The sequence below is a fragment of the Brevibacillus invocatus genome (assembly GCF_003710915.1).
In the GTDB taxonomy this organism is placed as follows: Bacteria; Bacillota; Bacilli; order Brevibacillales; family Brevibacillaceae; genus Brevibacillus; species Brevibacillus invocatus.
Genome location: NZ_RHHR01000002.1, coordinates 70,947 through 92,587, shown reverse-complemented (window position 1 = coordinate 92,587; position 21,641 = coordinate 70,947). Strand labels below are relative to the sequence as shown.

Annotated in this window: 18 protein-coding genes, 1 pseudogene and 1 riboswitch; of the genes and pseudogenes, 18 read left to right on the top strand and 1 reads right to left on the bottom strand. The window is 48.4% G+C overall.

Annotated features, from left to right (window positions below; all coding sequences use genetic code 11):
- From EDM52_RS00830 to EDM52_RS00755, 16 genes and pseudogenes are all read left to right on the top strand, one after another.
- Positions 1 to 514 (top strand): annotated as a pseudogene (locus tag EDM52_RS00830) (IS4 family transposase); the annotation flags it as partial.
- A 96-nt stretch (positions 515 to 610) separates the two neighbouring features.
- A complete protein-coding gene (locus tag EDM52_RS00825) occupies positions 611 to 2,833 on the top strand; it encodes a S8 family serine peptidase (protein WP_122907142.1) in 2,223 nt (740 codons plus the stop codon).
- Between the two features lie 277 nt (positions 2,834 to 3,110).
- A complete protein-coding gene (locus EDM52_RS00820) occupies positions 3,111 to 4,052 on the top strand; it encodes an accessory Sec system S-layer assembly protein (protein ID WP_122907141.1) in 942 nt (313 codons plus the stop codon).
- Positions 4,053 to 4,154: 102 nt separating this feature from the next.
- Positions 4,155 to 5,120, top strand: coding sequence for an SLAP domain-containing protein (locus tag EDM52_RS00815; RefSeq protein WP_122907140.1), 966 nt, complete (start codon positions 4,155 to 4,157; stop codon positions 5,118 to 5,120).
- Between the two features lie 42 nt (positions 5,121 to 5,162).
- Positions 5,163 to 6,155: an SLAP domain-containing protein gene (locus EDM52_RS00810; RefSeq protein WP_122907139.1), complete on the top strand. Its 993-nt coding sequence runs from the start codon at positions 5,163 to 5,165 to the stop codon at positions 6,153 to 6,155.
- Between the two features lie 180 nt (positions 6,156 to 6,335).
- Positions 6,336 to 8,894 carry a S8 family serine peptidase gene (locus EDM52_RS00805; RefSeq protein ID WP_122907138.1) on the top strand — a complete coding sequence of 853 codons (2,559 nt, stop codon included), beginning with the start codon at positions 6,336 to 6,338 and terminating at the stop codon, positions 8,892 to 8,894.
- Positions 8,895 to 8,918: 24 nt separating this feature from the next.
- Positions 8,919 to 9,371 (top strand): hypothetical protein, encoded by a 453-nt coding sequence (locus tag EDM52_RS00800; protein ID WP_122907137.1) that lies wholly within the window; start codon positions 8,919 to 8,921, stop codon positions 9,369 to 9,371.
- Positions 9,372 to 9,425: 54 nt separating this feature from the next.
- A riboswitch (SAM riboswitch) is annotated at positions 9,426 to 9,526 on the top strand.
- A gap of 136 nt (positions 9,527 to 9,662) precedes the next feature.
- Complete coding sequence (gene metK / locus EDM52_RS00795; protein ID WP_122907136.1) at positions 9,663 to 10,874, top strand: methionine adenosyltransferase; 1,212 nt, start codon at positions 9,663 to 9,665, stop codon at positions 10,872 to 10,874.
- A 172-nt stretch (positions 10,875 to 11,046) separates the two neighbouring features.
- Positions 11,047 to 12,063, top strand: a complete 1,017-nt coding sequence (locus EDM52_RS00790) for a polysaccharide deacetylase family protein (RefSeq protein ID WP_122907135.1) — start codon at positions 11,047 to 11,049, stop codon at positions 12,061 to 12,063.
- Positions 12,060 to 13,202: a sensor histidine kinase gene (locus tag EDM52_RS00785; RefSeq protein ID WP_122907134.1), complete on the top strand. Its 1,143-nt coding sequence runs from the start codon at positions 12,060 to 12,062 to the stop codon at positions 13,200 to 13,202. Before EDM52_RS00790 ends, EDM52_RS00785 begins: the two co-directional genes overlap by 4 nt.
- Before the next feature lie 37 nt (positions 13,203 to 13,239).
- The gene (locus EDM52_RS00780; RefSeq protein WP_122907133.1) at positions 13,240 to 13,947 is read left to right on the top strand and encodes a response regulator; all 708 of its coding nucleotides are present in this window, start codon (positions 13,240 to 13,242) and stop codon (positions 13,945 to 13,947) included.
- A gap of 70 nt (positions 13,948 to 14,017) precedes the next feature.
- A complete protein-coding gene (locus EDM52_RS00775; RefSeq protein ID WP_122907132.1) occupies positions 14,018 to 14,383 on the top strand; it encodes a glycosyltransferase family 2 protein in 366 nt (121 codons plus the stop codon).
- Positions 14,384 to 14,576: 193 nt separating this feature from the next.
- Positions 14,577 to 15,707, top strand: coding sequence for a Fic family protein (locus EDM52_RS00770; protein WP_221175531.1), 1,131 nt, complete (start codon positions 14,577 to 14,579; stop codon positions 15,705 to 15,707).
- Between the two features lie 146 nt (positions 15,708 to 15,853).
- A complete protein-coding gene (locus EDM52_RS00765; RefSeq protein WP_122907131.1) occupies positions 15,854 to 17,737 on the top strand; it encodes an ATP-dependent helicase ComFA in 1,884 nt (627 codons plus the stop codon).
- Positions 17,734 to 18,531 (top strand): ComF family protein, encoded by a 798-nt coding sequence (locus EDM52_RS00760; protein WP_122907130.1) that lies wholly within the window; start codon positions 17,734 to 17,736, stop codon positions 18,529 to 18,531. The genes EDM52_RS00765 and EDM52_RS00760 overlap by 4 nt, the downstream gene beginning before the upstream one ends.
- 92 nt (positions 18,532 to 18,623) lie before the next feature.
- Entirely contained in the window at positions 18,624 to 19,052 is a 429-nt protein-coding gene (locus tag EDM52_RS00755; protein ID WP_122907129.1) for a TIGR03826 family flagellar region protein, read from the top strand.
- Positions 19,053 to 19,097: 45 nt separating this feature from the next.
- On the opposite strand, the gene EDM52_RS00750 is transcribed toward EDM52_RS00755, so the two are convergent.
- Positions 19,098 to 20,558: an RNA-guided endonuclease InsQ/TnpB family protein gene (locus EDM52_RS00750; protein WP_122907128.1), complete on the bottom strand. Its 1,461-nt coding sequence runs from the start codon at positions 20,556 to 20,558 to the stop codon at positions 19,098 to 19,100.
- Between the two features lie 268 nt (positions 20,559 to 20,826).
- Between EDM52_RS00750 and flgM the strand changes: the two genes are divergently transcribed.
- Both flgM and EDM52_RS00740 read left to right on the top strand, forming a co-directional pair.
- Positions 20,827 to 21,102 carry a flagellar biosynthesis anti-sigma factor FlgM gene (flgM, locus tag EDM52_RS00745; protein WP_122907127.1) on the top strand — a complete coding sequence of 92 codons (276 nt, stop codon included), beginning with the start codon at positions 20,827 to 20,829 and terminating at the stop codon, positions 21,100 to 21,102.
- Positions 21,103 to 21,142: 40 nt separating this feature from the next.
- The gene (locus EDM52_RS00740) at positions 21,143 to 21,631 is read left to right on the top strand and encodes a flagellar protein FlgN (protein WP_122907147.1); all 489 of its coding nucleotides are present in this window, start codon (positions 21,143 to 21,145) and stop codon (positions 21,629 to 21,631) included.
- Positions 21,632 to 21,641 lie beyond the last annotated feature (10 nt).

Here is a 21,641-nt window from a genome sequence, read left to right as displayed (position 1 = left end):
CATTCACACAGAATTGTCTCCGGGTATTCCTGTCATCATGGTGTTCGTGCGCCACCGCTCAAACAAAAAGGAATGGCTCGCTATATTGAGTACGGATTGCTCACTAACGGAAGAAGAGATTATCAAAATCTACAGTATCCGCTGGGATATTGAGGTGTTCTTTAAGTGTGCCAAATCACTATTGCGGTTACAAAAAGAGTTCCAGGGCAGATCATATGATCTGCTGATCAGTCATACAACGATTGTCTTCTCTCGTTACATTCTGCTGGCATGGCAGCATAGGCAAAGCACCGATCAACGCACACTGGGCGGGTTATTCCATCTTCTATGCGATGAAGTAAGCCAACTTGATTGGGCAGTTGCTTTAAAGCAACTCATTGATCTCATCGAGGACATTGCTCAAAAGGCAAACAAGAAGATCACAAAACTGATTAAAACGCAACTCCAACAATGGATCATGGGTTTACCCAGCTATATCAAGGGTTACCTACCTAATTTGAGCTGCGAAAGTTGAGTTATTGAGAAAAAGAATCTAAAATATCTCTTTTTCTGCCCCATTCCCATCATCTATACTTGTCTAAAGCAAAACAGACAGAAAAGGAGTGGGGCTATGCATTTGCGCTTAAGAAAAGCAGCATGGGGAATAATCACTACATCACTGCTGCTAGGATCATCCATCTTCTCACCCACAGCATTCGCCGAAGAGAGACAAGAGTCCCTGCCGAAGATCATGTCCAGTGAGACCGGCGAATACATCATTAAATTGAAAAACGCGGCTGGAACCAGATCTATGTCTCAACTGGGTGTCCCTGATGGTGAAGTGTCGTTAGTAGGAGCCAGTAGAGAGCATCTCTTGATCAAGCTGCCAGCAAGTAGGGAAGAACACGTGCTGGATGGCCTTGCCCAAGACCCTAATATCGAATACATAGAGCCAAACATCCGGATGCGCAAAGCAGCAGAAATCACAGATCCCCGCTTTGAAGAGCAATGGGGCCTGCAAACCATTCAAGCACCGCAAGCCTGGGAAAGTAAAAGTAGCGGAGCAAAGGTAACCGTTGCAGTCATTGACTCTGGCGTTGACTATACACATCCCGATTTGGTGAATCGTGTAGATACCCGAAATGGGTATGATTACGTCAATGGTGACGACGATCCGATGGACGATGAAGGGCACGGAACACATGTCGCCGGTATTATTGCGGCAGAACTGAATCAGGAAGGCATTGCTGGTGTGAGCGGAAAGGCCAACGTGGAGATTCTCCCGCTCAAAGTACTGAATAAGTACGGCGAGGGTACGATGTACGACGTGTCGTTTGCGATCATGGATGCGGCTGATCTGGGAGCAGATGTCATTAACCTCAGCCTCACCGGCGAGAGAAGCAACAGTGAGCCGCGAATGATGGAGGAGGCGATTCGATACGCTTTGAAAAAAGGAGCGGTGGTCGTGGCGGCTGCAGGGAATGATGCAGATCGCGTAGAACGCTACCTGCCAGCTTCCCTTCCAGGTGTGATCGCGGTCAGTGCAGTCGATCAGGAACTGGAGTTGGCGAAATTCTCCAACTACGGTTCTGGAATTACACTTGCAGCACCCGGAGAGGAGATTCTGAGTACTTTTAAAGGCGGTAGGTATGCGTACTCGAGCGGAACCTCTCAAGCTACTCCGTTTGTGTCGGGTACCGTGGCACTGTTGAAAGTGAAGGAACCAAAACTCAGTGTAGATCAAATCAAAGAGCGCCTGATAAAAACAGCGGTCGATCTAGGGAAAAAAGGACGCGACAGTCAATATGGATATGGTCTGGTGAACGCCTATCAAGCGCTTCAGTACGAACCACCCCCAGCCAATCTCCGCAGCATTGCTGTCACTCCATCCAAGCTGTCGCTGCGCCCTGCAGGGACACAAGCGTTGAATGTGACAGCTACCTATGACGACCGCTCCCAAGCAAATGTGACGGATGGAGCTGTGTGGAAGTCACAGGACGAAACGGTTGCTAAGGTGGACAAAGGTGAGGTCCATGCCATAGGTTTCGGCAAAACCAAGCTTACAGCTTCCTTTGAGGGCAAGCAAACCACGATTCCCGTAGAGGTAGTTGTAAGCCGATTGGAATCGTCTGAGCGGCGATTGACGATGAAACCAGATGCAGAAACGGACCTGAAGATTTACGCAACCTATGGAGACAAGACACGGGAAGAAGTGACGCCTGCGGATGTCATCTGGAAATCTCGCAATGAGCAAATTGCTACGGTAAAAGAGGGAATCGTCACTGCGCACGATACAGGTAGCACGTCCATTACCGCAAGCTATGGTGGAAAATCTGTCACGATTCAAGTAAGTGTAAAAATGACCAAGCTGGTGGCGGATCCCGCGGAAGTAAGGATGAGACCGTTTGCTAAAACCCCCGTCACTTTGTACGCTTACTATGGAAACGAGCGTGAGGATGTGACGGATGAGGCTGAATGGAAGACAAGTAATGCCAAGCTTGCGGTGGTCGAAGAAGGTATGATTACTACGACTGGGATAGGAACAGCCACCATCACGGGGACCTATCGAGGCAAATCTGTCAGAATCAGAGTGGATACTAGCCTGCGTAAACTGACTGTGTCGGATTCGCGCCTTGAACTGAAGGAAGGCGAGGATGTCTCTCCTGTCGTGACAGCGACATATCCGGATCTTTCTACAGAAGAAGTCATGCAAGTGGAGTGGAGTTCATCCAATGAAAAGGTCGCAGTCGTAGACGAGCAAGGGAAGATTACGGCTATAAAGGAAGGAATGGCTACCATCACCGCAAATTACGGCGGCAAGCGCATTCGTATAACGATAAAGGTAGTTAAATAGAAAGAGTGTATACTGAACGATTGAGGACTTTGCACTAGCAAGTCCTCTTTACGTTTCTGTCAGAGAATTCCTGACATTCCTTGACATTGTCCTTCTGTACAGGTATCCTATCAAATATTCCTTTTATACCCTTGCCACAGCCAGTTTGCTGCTGGATGCACAGGCAGTTGCCATGCCTCGGATACCAAGTTTTCTATGTTGCAAAAGGATGTCACTGTGCTATAGTGAATGACGAGCAGAGTCTATATAGATGAAGAGAAAAGTTGGGAGAGACGATATGTTATCCTTCTTGAAGAAATTAATGGGGAATACACCAACTCCGGAAGAGGTCAGAGAACAAGTCCAAGAGGAGTCGATACTTGCGGCTACCGATACCGAACAGTCACATCAGACCGAACAACAAAAAGCCCCAGAGCAGGACGGAGTCGTCACTTCGCTCTCTCTGCATGAGACGTGGGAGGCAAAGCTCAGTCAACAGGAGAAGTATGCGCTATCCTTTGTAGCACAAGAGCTGCCACCACTTGCCAAAGGGAATATTTCTCTGGCAGGAAAGCATCTCGTTCCACATGACGAAGGAATAGAAGTAACAGCATTCATTCGGAACAGCTCAGATCGTCCTGTGCTTTTGGAATCCATGACCCTGGTGGTACTGTTCGGGGATCAGCAGTTGTTTACCCGTCAATCCTTTGATTTATCTGTGATAGGGGAAATTCCTGCTCATGCTGCTCGACCGTGGTCGTTTGTCTTTACTCGGGAGCATTTCTTGCAGGTAAATGTCCTGTTGGATAATTGGAAGGTTGCTTTTGAGCTTGCTCAGAAAAAAATGGTTCTGCCCCAGCAGCTGGAACTGGAAGAGTCGTGGATCAAAGCACTCAGTGATCAGCAAAAGCAAGCACTGATTGATTTATCTCAGCGGCTCCCTGCGTTGAAAGAAGGAGAAGTGAATGTCCAGAGTGTGCAGCTCCGCGAGCAGGAGGATGGTGCGTTGCATGCTATTCTGTTGATTCGCAACGGCTCGACACAGCCACTTTCTTTTGAAAAGCTTCCGCTTGCTGTCTATGATGTGACGGGAGATACCGTAGCACGGGGAATGTTCGAACTGAATGGATTGACCGTCAATCCAAGTACAAGCAAGCCATGGTTATTCATTTTCCCTGCAGAGAGTGTATTGAAATCAAATGCTGATTTATCGCGGTGGAAAGCAGCGGTGCCTCAATAAGCAGAGCCCTGGCTGAAGCTGGTTTGATTTGCTCTCGCCTGAAGAAACAGATATGATTATGTAGAAGGTTCGTTCGTGTGCGGACGTGTGAGGAGGTTACCCATGTTTTCCTTTTTTAAGAACTGGTTAAGCAAAGATCAAGGGGACTCTCGTTCCATAGAAGATCTAAAAAAAGACATTCAGGAAGAGTCGGCAGTAGATGTCGAAGAATTACGCAATACAGAAGCTGAGTTTGAAGCTGCTGATGAAAAGCCAGCGAGCAGTCCTTCAAACATGATTCGTACAGATTTGTCGCTTCATCCTAACTGGGAGAAGCAGCTCGATTCAGAGAAAAAATACACCTTGCGCTTTTTACAAGCTGAGTTGCCTGAAATGCGTCGGGGAATGATCAGTGTAACAGGCTTCAGTATGGTCCCGCAAAAAAATGGGATGACTGTGGCACTGTTTTTCCGCAATGCGACGGATCGTCCGGTTCGCATCAAAAATATTCGCTTGGCTATTTATCTGGATGACAAGCCTTTTGCACGGATGCCCGTTAATCTGGAGGAAATGGGTGCCATCCCGCCACATACGAGCCGTCCATGGGAAGTTCTTTTCCCGGAAGAAACCTATTTGCATGAGAACTACTCCTTCACACGCTGGAAAGTAGTAATGAAAGCTGGGAACAGCACACATGTATGGCCAACTACTCTCGAGCTCGATCCCGAGATGGAGCGCCGCATGACTACGCGCCAAAAGGATCGTCTGGAAGCAATGGTTCACACGCTGCCGCCAATCCCGGTCAACTCCATTGAAATTACCGGTTTTGACATCGGCCGGACGAAAGAGGATCAATTGGTGGTCGCTCTTCTGTTTAGAAATGGGCTGGAAATGGTATACGATCCAGACGAATTACAAATCGCTATTACTGACGAGGATCATGACTTGGTGGCGCAAGGAAAATTAAATGCAAGTAAGATCAAAGTAAAGCCGGGTAACAGCCGCCCATGGCTGATTGTTTTCCCGCCAAATGCTGTGAAAAAGCGGGACGCCAACCTGCATAGATGGCATGTACATGTTCGAGAATAGCTTGGATTGAAATCCTTTGTATGGGAATGAGGAGGTTGACATATGAGTTGGTTATTGGAAAATTGGTTTGGGTCTAAAGAAAGCCTGGATCAAGTAAAAGAGGAAATTCATGAGAATCTGCACAAGGAATTCTACCTGGGGCTCTCTGGCATTGAAAACCCGGAGCAATCCTCAACGCGAGTTCCAGCCAAGGAATTGTATCTGGTAATGCATGGACCTTGGGACAGCAAGCTGGAGGATAACGAGGCTGAGCTGCTTCAATACGTTCACGATGAATTGCCTGCGGTTGTTCGTGATGAAGTAGGGGTTATTCCATTCTATACGCAAGTGACCGAAGAAGGTTATCTCGTGCTTACGTACATTCGCAATGCAAGTTCACGTGGCGTATTGCTGCAAAGACTGCCTCTGATTCTGATGACACCAGAAGGTGAAGTTGTAGCGAAGAAAATCTTTGATCTGACACCGCTTGGCCCAGTGGGAGAAATGTCCAGCCGTCCTGCCGAGTTCTTGTTCCGCTGGGAAGAATTCGATAAGGTGCCTGAAAAAGAGGTTCCTTTGACACTCGCTTATAAAAAAGTGGTCGTGAAGAAGAACGAAGTTCAAGACACAGAGACTGGTGGATTGACTCCAAAAGAGGTAGATCAATATTCGGCAAAGCTGGCTATGATCGATCCTTTGGGAGAAGGTGAAGTCGACCTTCAAGTGCTGGATGTGCAGGCGAGCGATGAAAGTGGCTTGAAGATTGTCGTTGCTTTCCGCAATGGTCTGGAGAAGCGTCTGGAATTTACCGAGGTTCCAATCATTGTTTCCGATAAATCCGGAGACAGTGTAGCGAAAGTACATTTCACGCTGGAAAACATGAAGGTAGCAGCGAAAAGCAACAAGCTGTGGCTGTTTGAAATCCCGGCATCCTCCCTGTCGAAACCAGTAGTGAACATAGCGGAACTGACAGCTTTCATTCCGAAAGCAAGACAGCAGAAAAAAGCTTCCACTAATGTAACACCGGCATCTGATAATAAGGATCTCCTGCAATAAAAAGTGCCCCCTTTTTGCCGATGGTAAGAAGGGGGTTCTCGTTTGCGCAAGATTCCAAATATTGGCTATAAGAGGTTGCACTTCATTCATTTGTTCCGTATGCTTATGAGATAGGCTTTATTACCTGCATTCCTTTGTACTGCGCTTTATTGGCAGGGGAGGGGAAGGACTGTAAAAGTGATGAAAAGATGGGTAGGGGCAATGCTTGCTGTCATCGTGGGGGTCGTCATGATGATGGCAGATATTCAACCAGTTGCAGCTGCGACGGACACAAACGACCCTTACTTTGGGAATCAGATTCACCTGTCACAGATTAAGGCTACAAAAGCCTGGGATACGGTAAAGAGCAACACCTCCATAACCATAGCCGTGCTCGATACTGGAGCTGATTACCGACATCCCGATTTGAAGGATAATTTGCTGCCTGGTATTAACCTGGTCAACCCAGGGAAATCGGCGCAGGATGACAATGGACATGGAACGGAAGTCACAGGGGTTTTAGCGGCAGAAGGAAATAACGGCATTGGAGTATCCGGTGTTCTCTGGAAAGCAAGGATTTTGCCCATTAAGGTTCTGGACAAGAATGCCGTGGCCGATCTCGACCTGGTGGCAAAAGGCATTCATGCGGCTTTGGACAGAGGAGCCAAAGTGATTCTGATGTCCGTCAGTAGTATGTCCTACTCTCCGGCGTTGACGAATGCAGTGAATCGGGCGGAGGCAAACGGAGCTGTACTGGTGGCTGCCAGTGGCAACGAGGGAGATCGTGCTGCCTATCCGGCTGCTTATCCAACTGTTATTGCGGTCGGTGGGGTAAAGGCGAACAATGAGCCGATCATAGAATCGAACTCCGGTCCTGAACTGAACTTGATGGCAACTGGACTGAATGTCTATACAACCAAGCTGGGTGGAAAGTACGGTGGCTTCAGCGGCACCTCGGCAGCTGCTCCACAAGTAGCTGGTGCAGCCGCGCTGGTTCTAGAACGGCACCCCAAGCTTCGGCCGATCGATGTCCGACAGTTGCTGTACCAGACGGCGACTGACCTGGGAACACCAGGGTGGGACAAGCGGACCGGGTACGGCCTGCTCGATATTCAAAAGGCTGTTCGCTCGCCTATGTCGATGGACTTCTTAGAACCCAATAACACGCAATCGCAGACAAAGGCATTTCCGATTGAGTCGCAGATTAGAGGCAATTTAGGCCCAAACGATACGGTTGACTGGTATTGGATGGATATTCCTTACGATGGGAAGGTAACCTTCAAAGCAAATGTTTCGGTTGGACTCGCTTCACCGATGGCGGCAACCTTTTATTCCGACAAGCGTTCACCCGTGACCCATTACATAGGGAATGGCGACACCCTGACTGTACCGGTGAAAGCAGGCAGAATGTCAATCAAGCTGGTCCGAAATGGTGGGGTTTCTGCTTTTACGTATGTCCTGACCAGCAAGTTTTCCATCAATCCGGATCGTTACGAACCGAATAATACGATGGAAACAGCGAGGCCGCTAGTAGGCAATCAGATCAGTGTCACCGGAAATTTCCATGAGGAGCGGGACCAAGACTGGTTTTCCTATTATGTGCGCGAATACGGCTCGATGGATGTTACCGTGACACCAGATACCAAGCGGATGGATTTGGTATTAAACATCGGGAAGCAGGAGGGGACGCAAACGAAGTGGGACCCTGCCTACGACAGCGGAGATCGGGACGACCCGACTGAACGGGTACAGAAAGAGGTTTCCCCTGGAAAGTACTTCATACGAGTAAGTGAGTATGAACAGAACGCGGTAAATGCTGAGTATACGCTGGATTTGAATTTTACTCCGGTGAAAAAAGATCCAAATGAACCGAATGATACGTATCGGCAGGCTTCTCCGTTGGAGGGCGGGTATTTGATGACTGGCACGTTCCCGACGGCTACGGATACAGACTGGTTTCAATTTACCGTCAATAAGGAATCTTATGTCAGCATTCGCGCTCCATTTGTTCCGGTTCCAAGCGGGATGAGGATCGCGCTCTATAGCAGCAGCAACCTGGATTACGCGATTGCGACGACAAACATGGTGGCTCAGCTGTCAGATCAAGGCAAAGAAGTATTGGGCGTACGTTTGCAACCAGGGAAGTACTATATTCGTCTAAATAGTGCGACGTCGTTCAAATATGATTTGTACCGCCTGACTGTCAATCAGCAGGAATTGATCGCCGGCTATCGCGATATTTCTACGCACTGGGCACGCAATGAAATTGTCCGCTTGAGCAGCAAGGGAGTCGTCAAGGGCTTTGATGATGCGACGTTCAAGCCCGATCAGGCTGTGACAAGAGCACAGTTTGCCACGATGCTGATCCAGGCCATGAAGGCGAATCGCATGCAGGTAGGCACTTATTCAGGAAAAACGACATTTACGGACCTGTCGAGAAATCACTGGGCTTATAATAATTTAGGACTAGCTTATCAATTGGGAATCATTAAAGGGTATCCCAATCGGCAGATGAAGCCCGATCAAGCGATTTCGCGTGCGGAGATGGCAGCGATGGTGGCCAGAGCGCACAATGTTCTCTGGTATCCGCGAAGTGTTTCCAGCTACCGAGACGTGCCTACGAGCCACTGGGCTTCACCAGCGATCGAGGCCCTCACCACTAGAGAGTGGTTGCGCGGATACGGCAGCCTGTTTAAACCTACAGGGATTGCCACACGTGCCGAGGTTGTCGTGCTGATCTCCAAGTCTTACAAACTATAGAGATGAAATTGGGGAGGAACAACGATGAAGAAGTTTACAAAAGGATTGATAGCGGTAATGGTTGGGGGAATGGCGTTGTTCGCATCCCAGGCGATGGCTGATGGTGTAAACGGCGTACCGGGTTCAGTCGATGATCCAGTGGTGACCAAAAGCTACGTGGACAAAGCGATTCAGGCATTGGGTGGAAGCGCAGGAGGCAGCAGCCTGACTGTCGTAGAGCTGTATCCAGGAAGCACGTTGTACGGCTTTGAAGGGACTGAATTTATTGTTCGGACCGGACAAGTTCAGGCCGTAGCGGGAAATAATGGCGACGGTTTAACAGACTTGACTGCTGGGGCCGATTTGCGCGCAGGAGCCAGTGTTGGCCACAATCATCTTCTCCTGATTGCAAGGTCCGACAACCGTGGCTTGCGTCTGGCTCCGCAATACGATGGAGTCGCTCACATCATGGTTCGGGGCAAGTACGAACTGCGTTAAGTTGTCTATTGACACCACTGGAAAAAACAATTATTCTAGAATCCGTAATGGATACTCTTATCCAGAGCAGGCGGAGGGACTGGCCCTATGAAGCCCGGCAACCGACTAGAGCGGTGCTAACCAGCAGAACGGACATCTGTTCTGGCCGATAAGAGGATGAAGGAAGCATAAAGCGCGCAAACCTTTTCCTCCCTATATGGTGGAAAAGGTTTTTTTTGCCTGCATTTACGTCGATAAAATCCTGACTCGGCTACCACACTATTTGTATGAGGTCAAAGGAGGTTTTTTCTCATGGCTTTGCAAAAAGGTCGTCGTCTGTTCACATCTGAATCCGTAACTGAAGGACATCCGGATAAAATATGTGACCAAATTTCCGATTCCATTCTTGACGCAATCCTGTCAAAAGATCCGAATGCTCGTGTTGCTTGCGAGACATCCGTAACAACAGGTCTGGTACTCGTAGCGGGTGAGATTACCACCAACACTTACGTGGACATTCAAAAACTGGTTCGTGAAACGATTCGCGAAATCGGTTATGATCGCGCTAAGTTCGGCTTCGATGCAGATACTTGCGGTGTTATCACAGCGATCGGTGAACAATCTGCTGACATTGCGCTTGGAGTAGACCAAGCTCTGGAAGCGCGTGAAGGTAAAATGACCGATGAGCAGATCGAGGCAATTGGTGCTGGTGACCAAGGTTTGATGTTTGGCTTTGCTTGCAATGAAACGCCAGAGCTGATGCCTTTGCCAATCAGCATGGCTCACCAACTGGCTCGCCGTTTGACAGAAGTGCGTAAAGACGGCACACTGTCCTATCTGCGTCCTGATGGTAAAACGCAAGTAACGGTTGAATACGATGGCGACAAGCCTGTTCGTATCGACACCATCGTTATTTCTACGCAGCACGCACCAGAAACTACCCTGGAGCAAATTCAAAAGGACCTGACTGAACTGGTGATCAAGCCTGTAGTTCCTGCTGAATTGCTGGACGCAGAAACCAAGTACTTCATCAACCCGACAGGCCGTTTCGTAATCGGCGGACCTCAAGGGGATGCTGGATTGACTGGACGCAAAATCATCGTAGATACGTACGGCGGTTATGCACGTCACGGCGGTGGCGCGTTCTCCGGTAAAGATCCAACCAAAGTAGACCGTTCCGGTGCTTATGCAGCGCGCTATGTAGCCAAAAACATCGTGGCTGCTGGCTTGGCTGACAAGTGCGAGGTGCAGGTAGCTTACGCTATTGGTGTAGCACAACCTGTTTCTATCGCAGTTGATACGTTTGGAACAGGAACCATTTCGGAAGAAGATCTGGTTAAGCTGGTTCGCAAGCATTTTGACCTGCGCCCTGCAGGAATCATCAAACAGCTGGATCTGCGTCGTCCTATTTATAAACAGACTGCTGCGTATGGTCACTTCGGTCGCAACGACCTGAATGTTCCTTGGGAGCTCACGGACAAAGCAGATGCATTGAAACAAGACGCTAGCCAATTGGCAAAATAATAAACGTAAAAAAGAGCCTAGTCGCGATACTGGGCTCTTTTTCTGTGAAAAATGTCTAACGGTCTTGACCGTTTATTGTATAATCTTCCACCTTTATTGGATAACAGTGCATAAAGGAATTTTTCAGTGTCTGTCGAATTTCTTTAGAGTAGAAGAAGAGGAGGGGGTACTCTTGCCGAAGAAAAGGCTCTTCCTTCTCATGTTCGTGATCTTTCTGCTCATGTTCGTCATTGTCGGATTGCTCTTAGGGCAACGCCTGGTAAAAAATAATACTCTCGAAGTGCAACCTTTTCCTCAGGTGAACACGTCAATAAGCACAAGTGAACCAATAGTTGCTGAGTCGAACGTCACAACGGTAGAAGAAACAGCTGTTCCGCGCAAACAGTGGTACCGCGATCAGGTTGTCGTTTTGTCTTATCATCACGTAGCAGAGCAATCGAATCAACCCTATGCTCTGTCTCCTGATCAATTTGCTCAGCACATGTCTTTTTTACACAAAAATGATTTGCATCCGATAACATTAACAGAGTTTGTGCAATTCATGAATACGGGGAGTCTGCCGACTGCCAATGCCGTACTGATTACGTTTGACGACGGATACGAGAGCTATTACACAGAGGCATTTCCGATCATGCGTACATACAACTATCCATCCGTCAATTTTGCTATTGCGGGCCGTGTGAGAGATGTAGCAGAAAGAAAGCGGGAAAATATGACGACACCCCTTTCCCGACAGCAGGTAAAGGAATTGGTCGCAACGGGGCTAGCTGATTTTGGCTCCCACACCTACAGCTTACATGGAGAAAAAGAGCGAAATGAATGGGGAGAGATGGGGCCTGTGACCGCCCCCGTCTATTTGGAAGATTTGCAACGCCTGGAAAAGGAGAAGGAATATCGAGATCGGCTCTATGTGGATTTTAGCATGTCCAGGATCGGCTTGAGCGATTGGTTGGGACGTCCTGTGGAGGTACTGTCCTTGCCGTATGGCTACACCAACCCCGTCGTTCTGGAGACAGCGAAGCAGGCCGGTTATCGATTTGTCTTTCATTCTACTCCGGGTGTGGTAACGAGTGAGACAGATCCTTTTGCGATCACTCGATTTGACGTCGGGACACGCAATATGGACCTGGAGAAGCTCCATCAACTTTTCACGAATGCGAAAAACACGTTTGAAGGAGAGCAGTCATGAACAAAGCAATCGACATCAGCGTGCTCGATGGAGTCATCAAACGAACAATTGAAACAGTGGAAACGAGTAAAAGCCAAATTTTTGATATAGCAGAGAATGCCAGACAGCAAGGAAATTCGATGAAGCTGGATCTTCACGAGCTGCGTCAGGAAATCTCAAAAGTGATTCAAAAGGTGGATGCACTGGAGCTTGCTTATCGCAAATCCCGTAATCGACTTGTTTTGGTGAGCCGCAATTTTCATATGTACACCGAGGAAGATATTCGGATTGCGTACGAAGAAGCGAGTCGAATCCAGGTGGATCTCTCTATTTTCCGTGAACGGGAAAACAACCTGAAGCGCAGACGAAACGATTTGGAGCGACAGCTGCGCACGCTGGAGGAGACCATTGTACGCGCAGAAAAGCTCGTCTCTCAAATGGGGGTCGTGCTGGGGTATCTGACTGGTGATTTAAGTAAAATCGGCGAGGCGCTGGAATCGGCCAAGCAGCATCAGTTGATGAATTTGAAGGTCATTCAGGCACAAGAGGAAGAACGCAAGCGGGTAGCGCGTGAAATCCATGATGGACCAGCGCAGTCGATGGCAAATGTCGTACTTCGCTCCGAAATCGTAGAACGCATGCTGAAGAACGAGCGCATCCTCGAAGCGCAAATGGAATTGCATGAGTTAAAAGAAATGGTTCGTATGAGTCTAGCAGATGTTAGACGAATTATTTTTGATCTTCGTCCGATGGCATTGGATGATTTGGGGCTGGTTCCGACCTTGCAAAAATATATCAGAACGTGCGAGGAACGCATTGAAACCACGATTGATCTGGTCGTATTTGGTGTGGAGCCGCCGCTGCGAAGCTCGGTGAAGGCCGCTATATTTCGATTGGTGCAGGAATGTTTGAACAATGTGGAAAAGCATGCCAATGCGAATACAGTACAGGTCAAACTGGAATTTTTGCAGGAATCCTTGCGTTTAGTCGTGAAGGACGATGGCATCGGTTTTAATTTGGATGAACGGATGGCTACAGGCGGTTCCTTTGGGCTTTTGGGAATGAATGAGCGAACGCAGCTCTTGGAAGGAGAAATTGAAGTACAGTCAGCTCCTGGAGAGGGTACAAAGGTATTGTTCCAGATTCCACTCAAAATATGAACGAGCGACATAAATAATCTGAATAGGGGGAAGAACCATGGAAAAGAGACAGCAAGAGCTCCGGATCGTAATTGTAGACGACCATCAATTGTTTCGCGAAGGCGTAAAGCGTATTTTGGAGATGGAGAACGATTTTAAGGTGGTCGGCGAGGGAGCTGACGGTGGAGACGCTTCTAAGCTGGCGGAAGAATACAAGCCTGACGTGCTGCTGATGGATATCAACATGCCGAATATCAATGGTGTCTCTGCTACTGAAAGTGTGATTTCCGCCAGTCCAGATACACGTGTAATCATGCTTTCCATTCACGATGATGAGGGCTATGTTTACCGAACGCTTCGTTCAGGTGCATCGGGTTATCTTTTGAAGGAAATGGGAACATCTGACCTGGTGGATGCCGTAAGGGTAGTCGCAAGTGGTGGGGCATACATACATCCCAAGGTAACGGGAAAACTGATTGAAGAGTTTCGCCGTCTGAGCGATCAGGAAGGAATGGCTGAGCGCAGCTTTGCTGTTGATGATGCCAATGCTGTCGATCCGAAGATGATCGAATCCTTGACTCGCCGCGAACGTGAAGTCCTGCAATTGATGGCGGAGGGAAAAAGCAACCGTGCGATTGGCGAATTCCTGTTTATCAGTGAAAAAACGGTGAAAAACCACGTCAGCAGCATTCTGCAAAAGTTAAATGTGCAGGACCGCACACAGGCAGTAGTCAATTCGATCAAGAACGGTTGGGTCAAATTGTAAATTACAGCTTCACTAGCACCCTGTCCAAGCCATCCGGCATACCTATGAAGGAAGAGGAGGTATGACCGCGATGGCAGATTTTTTGATATGGCTGTTAGCGGCGTTTGGCTGCTCTTCTCTGTTGGTGATGCTGCTCGAGCGGATGACTGACAGGATGGGCAGCGCGGCTGAGTTCCCTGATGAGCATTATCGTTTGCTGCTCCGTGATTCGGAGCAGGTGCTGGAGGGTGTCATTCGTCGCTTGCTGTTCCGTTCTTATTGGAGCGGCAAGTCGATACGAATTACCCTGCAGGATGAAGGATCTGTAGATGATACCAAGAAAATGGCTGCCTTGTATGAACGTTATCCGTATTGCTGGTCCACAGACGGTCATCATGGACTGGCGCAGACCAAGGCGATTATCATTGACTTGAGGCAAGAGAAGGCAGGAGCTTAGCCATCTGGAGATGGGTGAGCTTTGCGAAATGGAAAAGAGCCGGTGTGCTCTTTTTTTGTTTTCGAAAGGTTGCGAGCGAATAGCGAATAAATAGCGAATAAATAACGAGGAAATAGCGAATAAATAGCGAATAAATAACGAGGAAATAACAATGAATAGCGAATGTCCAGAAGTGAGAAAGGGGGGCAGTTTTGTGTATCAACCACGATTCAAATATAACGATAGGATCGTAAAATCCTTAATGTCTATTGAAAAATATAAAAATACAGTTGAAATGCTTCCTCTCCCAAAAGACATTGAAAAAGAATTGCGTAAAGAAGCAAAACTAAAAATGACTCATTATTCGACCAGAATTGAAGGGAATCCCTTGGGCTTGGAAGAAGTTTCTGAGGCCATTATGAAAAATCGTGATCGGCAAGGGTTAAAGGCAGAACAAGAGGTGCGGAATTATTGGAATGCGCTATCCTTTTTAAGTACTTCGAGAAGGCTGAAGATTCCTATCAGTGAAGATTTTATAAAGCGATTGCACTCCATCATTGAAGTCAGGGGCTCAGGAAGAAGAACGGAAGAAAGTGAATATAGGGGTCCTACGAGACCTGGGGTGTTATTTGCAGTTTATGACAGTGTGACAGGACAACCTGAATATATTCCGCCAGAAGCAAATGATGTACCACAACTAATGAAATCATTTGTTGCTTGGGTTAATAGTGATGATGCCAGAGATTTGCCTGCACCTATTCGAGCGGGGATCGCAGCTTACCAACTCTTAACGATTCATCCGTTTTATGATGGAAATGGACGAACAGCACGGGCTCTCGCTACATATATCCTTAGTATCGAAGGCTATGATTTGAAGGGATTTAATTCGATGGAAGAGTACTATGTGTCAGATCTCCAAGGTTATTACACAAAATTACAAATGAATCTCCCTGTGTTGTATTACGATGGAAGAAACAACCCGCCTGATTTGGCGCCTTGGCTCGAGTACTTCGTCTTGATCATGGAAAAAGCCTTTCAGAAAGTAGCTCGTATTGCTCAAAATAAGTATAAACAGCATATCGACCCAAGAGTGAATAAATTAGAGCCGCGTGAATTGATTGTCGTAAAACTATTATTGACCAAGAATGGCGAGATCACTCCAAAGGAAATTGCGGGCGAGTTTAATGTTGTTACCAGAACAATAACAGAATGGGCAAAGGAATGGATAAGAAAAGGGATAATTGAACCTGCTAGTGGAACAGAAAGAATACGTACATACAAGATAGGCAGGGCATACAGTGACCTAACCTTAAGTGATCTCGGTTATGTAGAAACGGATCAATAAGACCGCATCAATTAAGCCGTTTTAAGTAAAGAGCGAATGAATAATGAAGTAGGGACCTATTTTGAAGCGGGTCCCCTTTTTATTTGCACTTCCCGCTGTCTTTTTGCAAACTGTGGACAAGGATGCAGAACGGGGGGGGAGTTCATGTGCGAGAGTACTTGTTGTATGTGAAAGTCGGGCGGGAGCCGATCCAGGCCTACGTGACACCTTGCTTTCGGGTAGACCAGCACTTCTGGCAGGAGAAGGAGGGAAGCCAACTCTATGTGATCGGCCGCACGCCCTCGCTAGCGATGGCCTTCTCCTTGCGTGAACGGTTACATCAGTATTTGCAGGAAAGGCAGGCCAGCACTGTCAATGAGCAGGCATTGGCTGGGATGAGACAGATCGCGCTTACCGGTGTTCGCGAGTCTAACGCTCTGTACGGTCACACCTTTTCAGATGATCAGAGTGGTCCGAGAGAGTGGTTTGCCTGGCGTGAGAGAGTTGACGAGCAGGATGGCGGCAGCAGCCCATTATCGAATCGAGGAGACATCGAACAGGTAAAAGAGGTGCTGGCAGGCAGAGCCTTGCTGTGGGAGGAGATGGAGAGGCTGCTTCAAACGCATGGAATAGCAGTGCCGGACTTGCCGCAGCTATTGCAGCGATTGGTACTGTCAGGGGATGCGCAGTGGCTTCCCGGGGTGCGTTTGCAAGTCAGGAAAAGCTGGCTGCGTCATTCCCTGGAGCTGGAGTGCACGAGATGCGGCAGCGGCAAGGAGAAAATCGAACTGACAACCTGTCACACTTGCGGACAAGGCTGCGCGTATTGCACGGAGTGTATAGGCATGGGGCGGAGCAAGTGTTGTACGCCTTTTCTATGTGTGCCAGCCAAAAGAGCTCCCTCCTCTCATACAGGTCATGCAGGGCGACTTGCATGGTCTGGACGCTACTCCCGGGATCAGGAGGTAGCGGCGGACAGAGCGCGCCAGTTTGTGCTCAATCACTGGGGGAGAAACGTGGAGTTCCTGATCTGGGCAGTCTGTGGGGCAGGAAAGACGGAGCTTCTGTTCCCTTCCGTCGTCGCGGCATTGGAACAGGGGGAAAGGGTGCTGATCGCCACCCCGCGAAAGGACGTAGTATTGGAGTTGGCTCCACGGATTCAGCGTGTATTTCCGGAAGCGCGTGTCATTGCCGTACATGGATCGAGCAAGGAAAAGTGGGAGGAATGCGACATCGCTATTGCGACGACACACCAGGTCATGCGTTTTTACCAACGCTTTTTTCTGGTAGTGCTGGACGAGGTAGACGCATTCCCCTATCACCAGAATCCAGTCCTGTATCGAGCGGTGGCTCGCGCCGTTAAGACAGGCGGAAGACTCCTCTATTTGAGCGCGACACCACCGCGCTATCTGCAAAAGAGGCTCGTAGCCAAGAAGAAATCACTTCTTGGCCGATCGTCATATGCCCTGTATTCATCAAGTCATGTCCTGCTGCCCGGACGCTACCATGGCCACGCGCTGCCTGTTCCCCAAATTTGCACGGTTTCGGGGTTGGACAAGCTGCTCGCTGCCGGCAGGGTAATCACGCCGCTCCACGATATGTTGAAAGCATCACTGGATGCCGGGCGACAGGTGTTTGTATTCGTGCCGCGCGTAGAAGAGGTGCCGCGTATGCTGGGCTATCTGCAGGTCATGTTGCCTGATTATCGGGAAGGGATGGCAGGTGTTCATGCTTCGGACCCTGCCCGCGAGGAAAAAGTAATGGCGTTTCGTGAAAAAGCGGTCAAGCTGATGGTGACGACGACCATTCTCGAGCGGGGCGTGACGATTCCGGGGAGTGATGTGGCGGTGGTAGGGGCACAGGCTCCAGTCTTTGATGAAGCTTCTTTGGTGCAAATCGCCGGGCGTGTCGGACGCTCCCCCGATGATCCAAAGGGTACAGTCCTCTTTGTGCAAAGCTATCGGGCAGCTGCTCCTCAGGCAGCCGTGCGCCAAATCACGCAGATGAATCAGCTTGCCAAGCAGCTGCGTGACAGGAGGGAAATGGCATGAGCCAACGGGGTTGTGTGAGATGCGGTATACGAGTCGCTGCCCGGAATCAGCGGGAGGCGGTTGTGCGGAGCTGGGCAGTCCGATTGTCCGGAAGAACAAGCTACGCTCATATGTATCGCCTGGTGGATCAGCTTCCTCTATGTGCTGGTTGTCTGGAGGAAATGCCAGTGATTGGGGAGCGAATCTGTGAACAATGCGGGCGGAGCTGGGAGCATCAGGGACAGCAGAATCTGCTGGAGAGTAGGGCGCTGCGGTGTAGAGACTGCCGATCGATAGGCGAAAGTGCACTTGGGGGAAACCGGGGGTTGCTTCGCTATGACGATTGGGGCAAGGATCTGCTTGGTTTGTATAAATACCGCGGAGATGAACGGTTAGCCGATTTTTTCGGCAAACTGCTGACGCTTGCTATCTATCGCTATTTTCGCTCTGGACAATTTGATTATCTGGTGGCGGTTCCCTTGCACGCAAAACGCTTGAGCGAGCGTGGCTTCAACCAAATGGAAAGAGTAGCTGGACAACTCAGTCGAGCCATTGGTGTGCCAGTGCAGGATGCTTTGACACGTACGAAAGAGACGGCCAAGCTCAGTCAGCAGACAGGACGTGAAGTGCGCATTCATAGCATGCAGGATGCTTTTGCCTGGAAGGGAGAAGCCGCCCACCCCAAAAAGCCATCCCGAATCCTCTTGCTTGATGACATCTATACCACGGGCTCCACTCTTCGGGCCTGTGCGCAAGCCATTCATAAAGACGAAACTGTAAAATCTCACATTTGGTCCTTGACAATTTTTAGATAATCCAATTTGGAAGATAGCCAATCGAAAGTATATACGCTATGATGGAAATATATGTCGGGTTACGAAAACAATTGGTGCAAGGGGGGACGTATATGTCTTTGGGCAGTTTATCGAATTGTTCGCGTTGTGATGCTCTGTTTGTACGGGCAGCTCGTGACATTTGCCCCAAGTGTTATCAAGAAGTAGAGAAGGAATACGAGGTTTGCGCCAAATTCTTGCGAAAGCGGGAAAATCGCGGCTCCAATATCCATCAGGTTAGCGAAGCGACCGGCGTGAGCGTGAAACAAATTACGAAATTTATCAAAGAAGGCCGAATTTCTGTCGATGGAAATCCGGAGTTGGGTTATCCGTGCGAGAGCTGCGGATTTCTGATTCGCAAGGGTAATATCTGTGAATCGTGCATGCGCGGTCTGAAGCACGACATCACCCAGGACCTCGCTGTCGAAAAACGCCTGGAAGAGCAAGAAAAAGCGAAGGAAATGGTCGCAGCTTATCGAAGAAAGCAGAATCGAGACGAATGAATACTCCCTCCACCTGTAGAGGTGGGGGTTTCTTGTGTCTCGTCCTTATCGGACGCTTAACACAAGCGGAGTTGACACTGCGACAGCCATAAGGCTGTCCAACCCCTCTATTCCATTAGCAAATGCCGTTGGAACTTCTTTTCGCAAAATGTTGTATGCACCATTCACATCAGCGTTGATGCACATGCCTGTTGCAGAGCGATACATGCCACGGTGGATCCGTCTTCCCGAGAAGAGCTTTTTCGTATCACTTTCCCCATATACGGGAATATCATCACAATCTAGAAAGCTTGCCTTTGAGGTGTACGATTCTTCTCGCACGACGGTCGAAATGCCCAAGCGTTTTGCTTTGTACAGAATCATCTGGATGAGTAGATGATGCGGAATGTGGCAAAACGACTGATTATTTCGCCTGCCCATGTTGGCTTCGCTTTTCCATTGCTTGTTGTGACCAATGACAATGGTTCCAATCCGCTCTTGCAAAGCGATTCCCATGATGGCATAACTCGCTTTATGAAAGAAATCCTTGATTTTCAGAAATCGTTTACGATGTAAACGTTCCAAGCGCTGCGAAGTCATTTGACCTTCGTACGCTTTCTTTCCTTGCCGCAAAATGCCATGATAGTGCGCCTTCTGCTTGTTGTAATACTGATTGATCGATTTGACGACCTTGCCCTTGACCAATGTTGGCGTTCTGCCTGTATTGGTCACAATGGTTGCCAGGTTATCAATGCCCAGATCCATCGCCATCACCCGATGCGTGGGATGCACTTGTAGCTGTTCTTCGCAGGTGAAGATCAGCTCGACCACATAACGTCCATAGTATGGAATAACACGAACTTGCATCAGCTTTCCGTTGGTATAACCCACTTTGCCGATATTCAAGCGTTGCTTCGTATGGGGAAGCTTTAAGAACCGCTGATTTTTGATTTTACAATCCTGGTTGGTGAAAATCACTTCTTTTTGCGAAGTACGGCAATACTTCGGAATACGCGGCTCTCCTGTCAAAGAAACAGGATGATCGCGCCACTTCTTCCGCAAGGCGAAGAAGCTCTTCCAATTTTGAAAGACGACTTTCATGATGTTTTGACTGCTTTGCGCAGGCAAGGAACGATAATTTTCTTGCCCTATCGCTTTAAATAACGCATCGAGAAAGGGATAGGTGATCATTGCATTCGCTTTCGTCGGAAGAGAAAAGAGGTTGGCATGGACTTCTTTGCGTTGTTCTAAAGGTTTCAACCATTCCTTTTCTTGTTTCTTCTGATAGGCGAGAAGCTGGTTGTCGTTGATAGCATCAATATGCCGAATCAATGCATCCATCACCTCCTGTTGAAGTGGTTGAAGCCCCTTCTCTTGGGTCACTGCGGTATACACCTGTCGGATGTAAAAGTTCGTGGTGTTATACAAACCTTTGGCTTGTTGACACATCCCTTGAAAATATGGAAACAGCCGATGGCCTGGTTTGATCCAAATCTGGTAGGTTTGGTAGGAACTTTTGCCTTTCATGTTTTTTCACCTCCTTTTTCCTATATTCCTAAATAGGAACATTTGTTCTTGTTTTAATTATATACAAAAGCAGGCAAAAAGAAAAGCGATTCACCCACTTATATGAAGTAGGAGTACCTCGCCTGACTTAGATAGTTTTCAAAGAAAAGAACTAATCGTTAGAAACGAAATTGCCGATGATACTACTAAGAAGTATCGTCGGTTTTATTTTTATTTTACCTACAGAAGGCGATCAGGAAGAACCGATCGCTTGAGAGGATGGTTTCGCATGCGAATACATGAACCCAATCGTACAGGGATGATTCAGGCATACAATAAGACGGGTACCGCATCAGTGAGCAAAAAAGGAAAAATGGCGATGGGAAAAGATGAAGTGAAAATTTCTACAGAGGCCATGGAGATGCTGAAACAAATCGAAGACCCGAATGCTCCTGCGCGCCGCGAAAAGGTAGAGCAGCTGCGCAAACAGGTTCAGGAAGGCACGTACCATGTGCCTAGCGAGAAAATCGCGGACAAGTTCCTTTCCTTTTGGAAAAAATGGTAGCACACTTCTTCGAGGAAGCTGAGGGAACAACATGACGAAGATGGAGACACTCTACGATCTGCTCGACAACTTGATCCAACTGCACAAAGCCATGTATACCCTGGCCGAGCAGAAGAAGCAGATACTGATCAAAGGTGAGATCGACGAGCTGGTGGCTATTACCCGACAGGAACAAAAGCTGATCAAAGGGGTAACGGCTGCGGAGACGGCGCGACAAAGTGCCGTGCGAGAGCTTTCCAGTGAAAAGGGATTCACCTTGCAGGAAGGTACGTTGGCTGAATTGATCAAGTTGACGACCAGCGCGGAAGAGAAGCAGCGCCTCTCAACGTACCGCGAAGAACTGAGTCGGATCGTAGGGGAATTGCGAGATGCCAATGAGCTGAATCAGCAATTGCTCAAGCAATCCCTTTCTTTTGTGAACATGACGCTGGATTTGATCACGGATACGCCTGAGGATGATTATATCTACGGAAAACCAACCCATGATATCAAGCAGGCGAATCGGAATTTTTTCAATAAAAAAGCATAAAAAGAGGTGC

Excerpts from the sequence above, each read along its gene's own strand:
- metK (WP_122907136.1), top strand. The coding sequence starts at position 9,663 with ATGGCTTTGCAAAAAGGTCGTCGTCTGTTCACATCTGAATCCGTAACT.
- EDM52_RS00820 (WP_122907141.1), top strand. The coding sequence starts at position 3,111 with ATGTTATCCTTCTTGAAGAAATTAATGGGGAATACACCAACTCCGGAA.
- EDM52_RS00760 (WP_122907130.1), top strand. The coding sequence starts at position 17,734 with ATGAGCCAACGGGGTTGTGTGAGATGCGGTATACGAGTCGCTGCCCGG.
- EDM52_RS00805 (WP_122907138.1), top strand. The coding sequence starts at position 6,336 with ATGAAAAGATGGGTAGGGGCAATGCTTGCTGTCATCGTGGGGGTCGTC.
- EDM52_RS00775 (WP_122907132.1), top strand. The coding sequence starts at position 14,018 with ATGGCAGATTTTTTGATATGGCTGTTAGCGGCGTTTGGCTGCTCTTCT.
- EDM52_RS00800 (WP_122907137.1), top strand. The coding sequence starts at position 8,919 with ATGAAGAAGTTTACAAAAGGATTGATAGCGGTAATGGTTGGGGGAATG.
- EDM52_RS00825 (WP_122907142.1), top strand. The coding sequence starts at position 611 with ATGCATTTGCGCTTAAGAAAAGCAGCATGGGGAATAATCACTACATCA.
- flgM (WP_122907127.1), top strand. The coding sequence starts at position 20,827 with ATGCGAATACATGAACCCAATCGTACAGGGATGATTCAGGCATACAAT.
- EDM52_RS00750 (WP_122907128.1), bottom strand. The coding sequence starts at position 20,558 with ATGAAAGGCAAAAGTTCCTACCAAACCTACCAGATTTGGATCAAACCA.
- EDM52_RS00780 (WP_122907133.1), top strand. The coding sequence starts at position 13,240 with ATGGAAAAGAGACAGCAAGAGCTCCGGATCGTAATTGTAGACGACCAT.
- EDM52_RS00785 (WP_122907134.1), top strand. The coding sequence starts at position 12,060 with ATGAACAAAGCAATCGACATCAGCGTGCTCGATGGAGTCATCAAACGA.
- EDM52_RS00755 (WP_122907129.1), top strand. The coding sequence starts at position 18,624 with ATGTCTTTGGGCAGTTTATCGAATTGTTCGCGTTGTGATGCTCTGTTT.
- EDM52_RS00740 (WP_122907147.1), top strand. The coding sequence starts at position 21,143 with ATGGAGACACTCTACGATCTGCTCGACAACTTGATCCAACTGCACAAA.
- EDM52_RS00810 (WP_122907139.1), top strand. The coding sequence starts at position 5,163 with ATGAGTTGGTTATTGGAAAATTGGTTTGGGTCTAAAGAAAGCCTGGAT.
- EDM52_RS00815 (WP_122907140.1), top strand. The coding sequence starts at position 4,155 with ATGTTTTCCTTTTTTAAGAACTGGTTAAGCAAAGATCAAGGGGACTCT.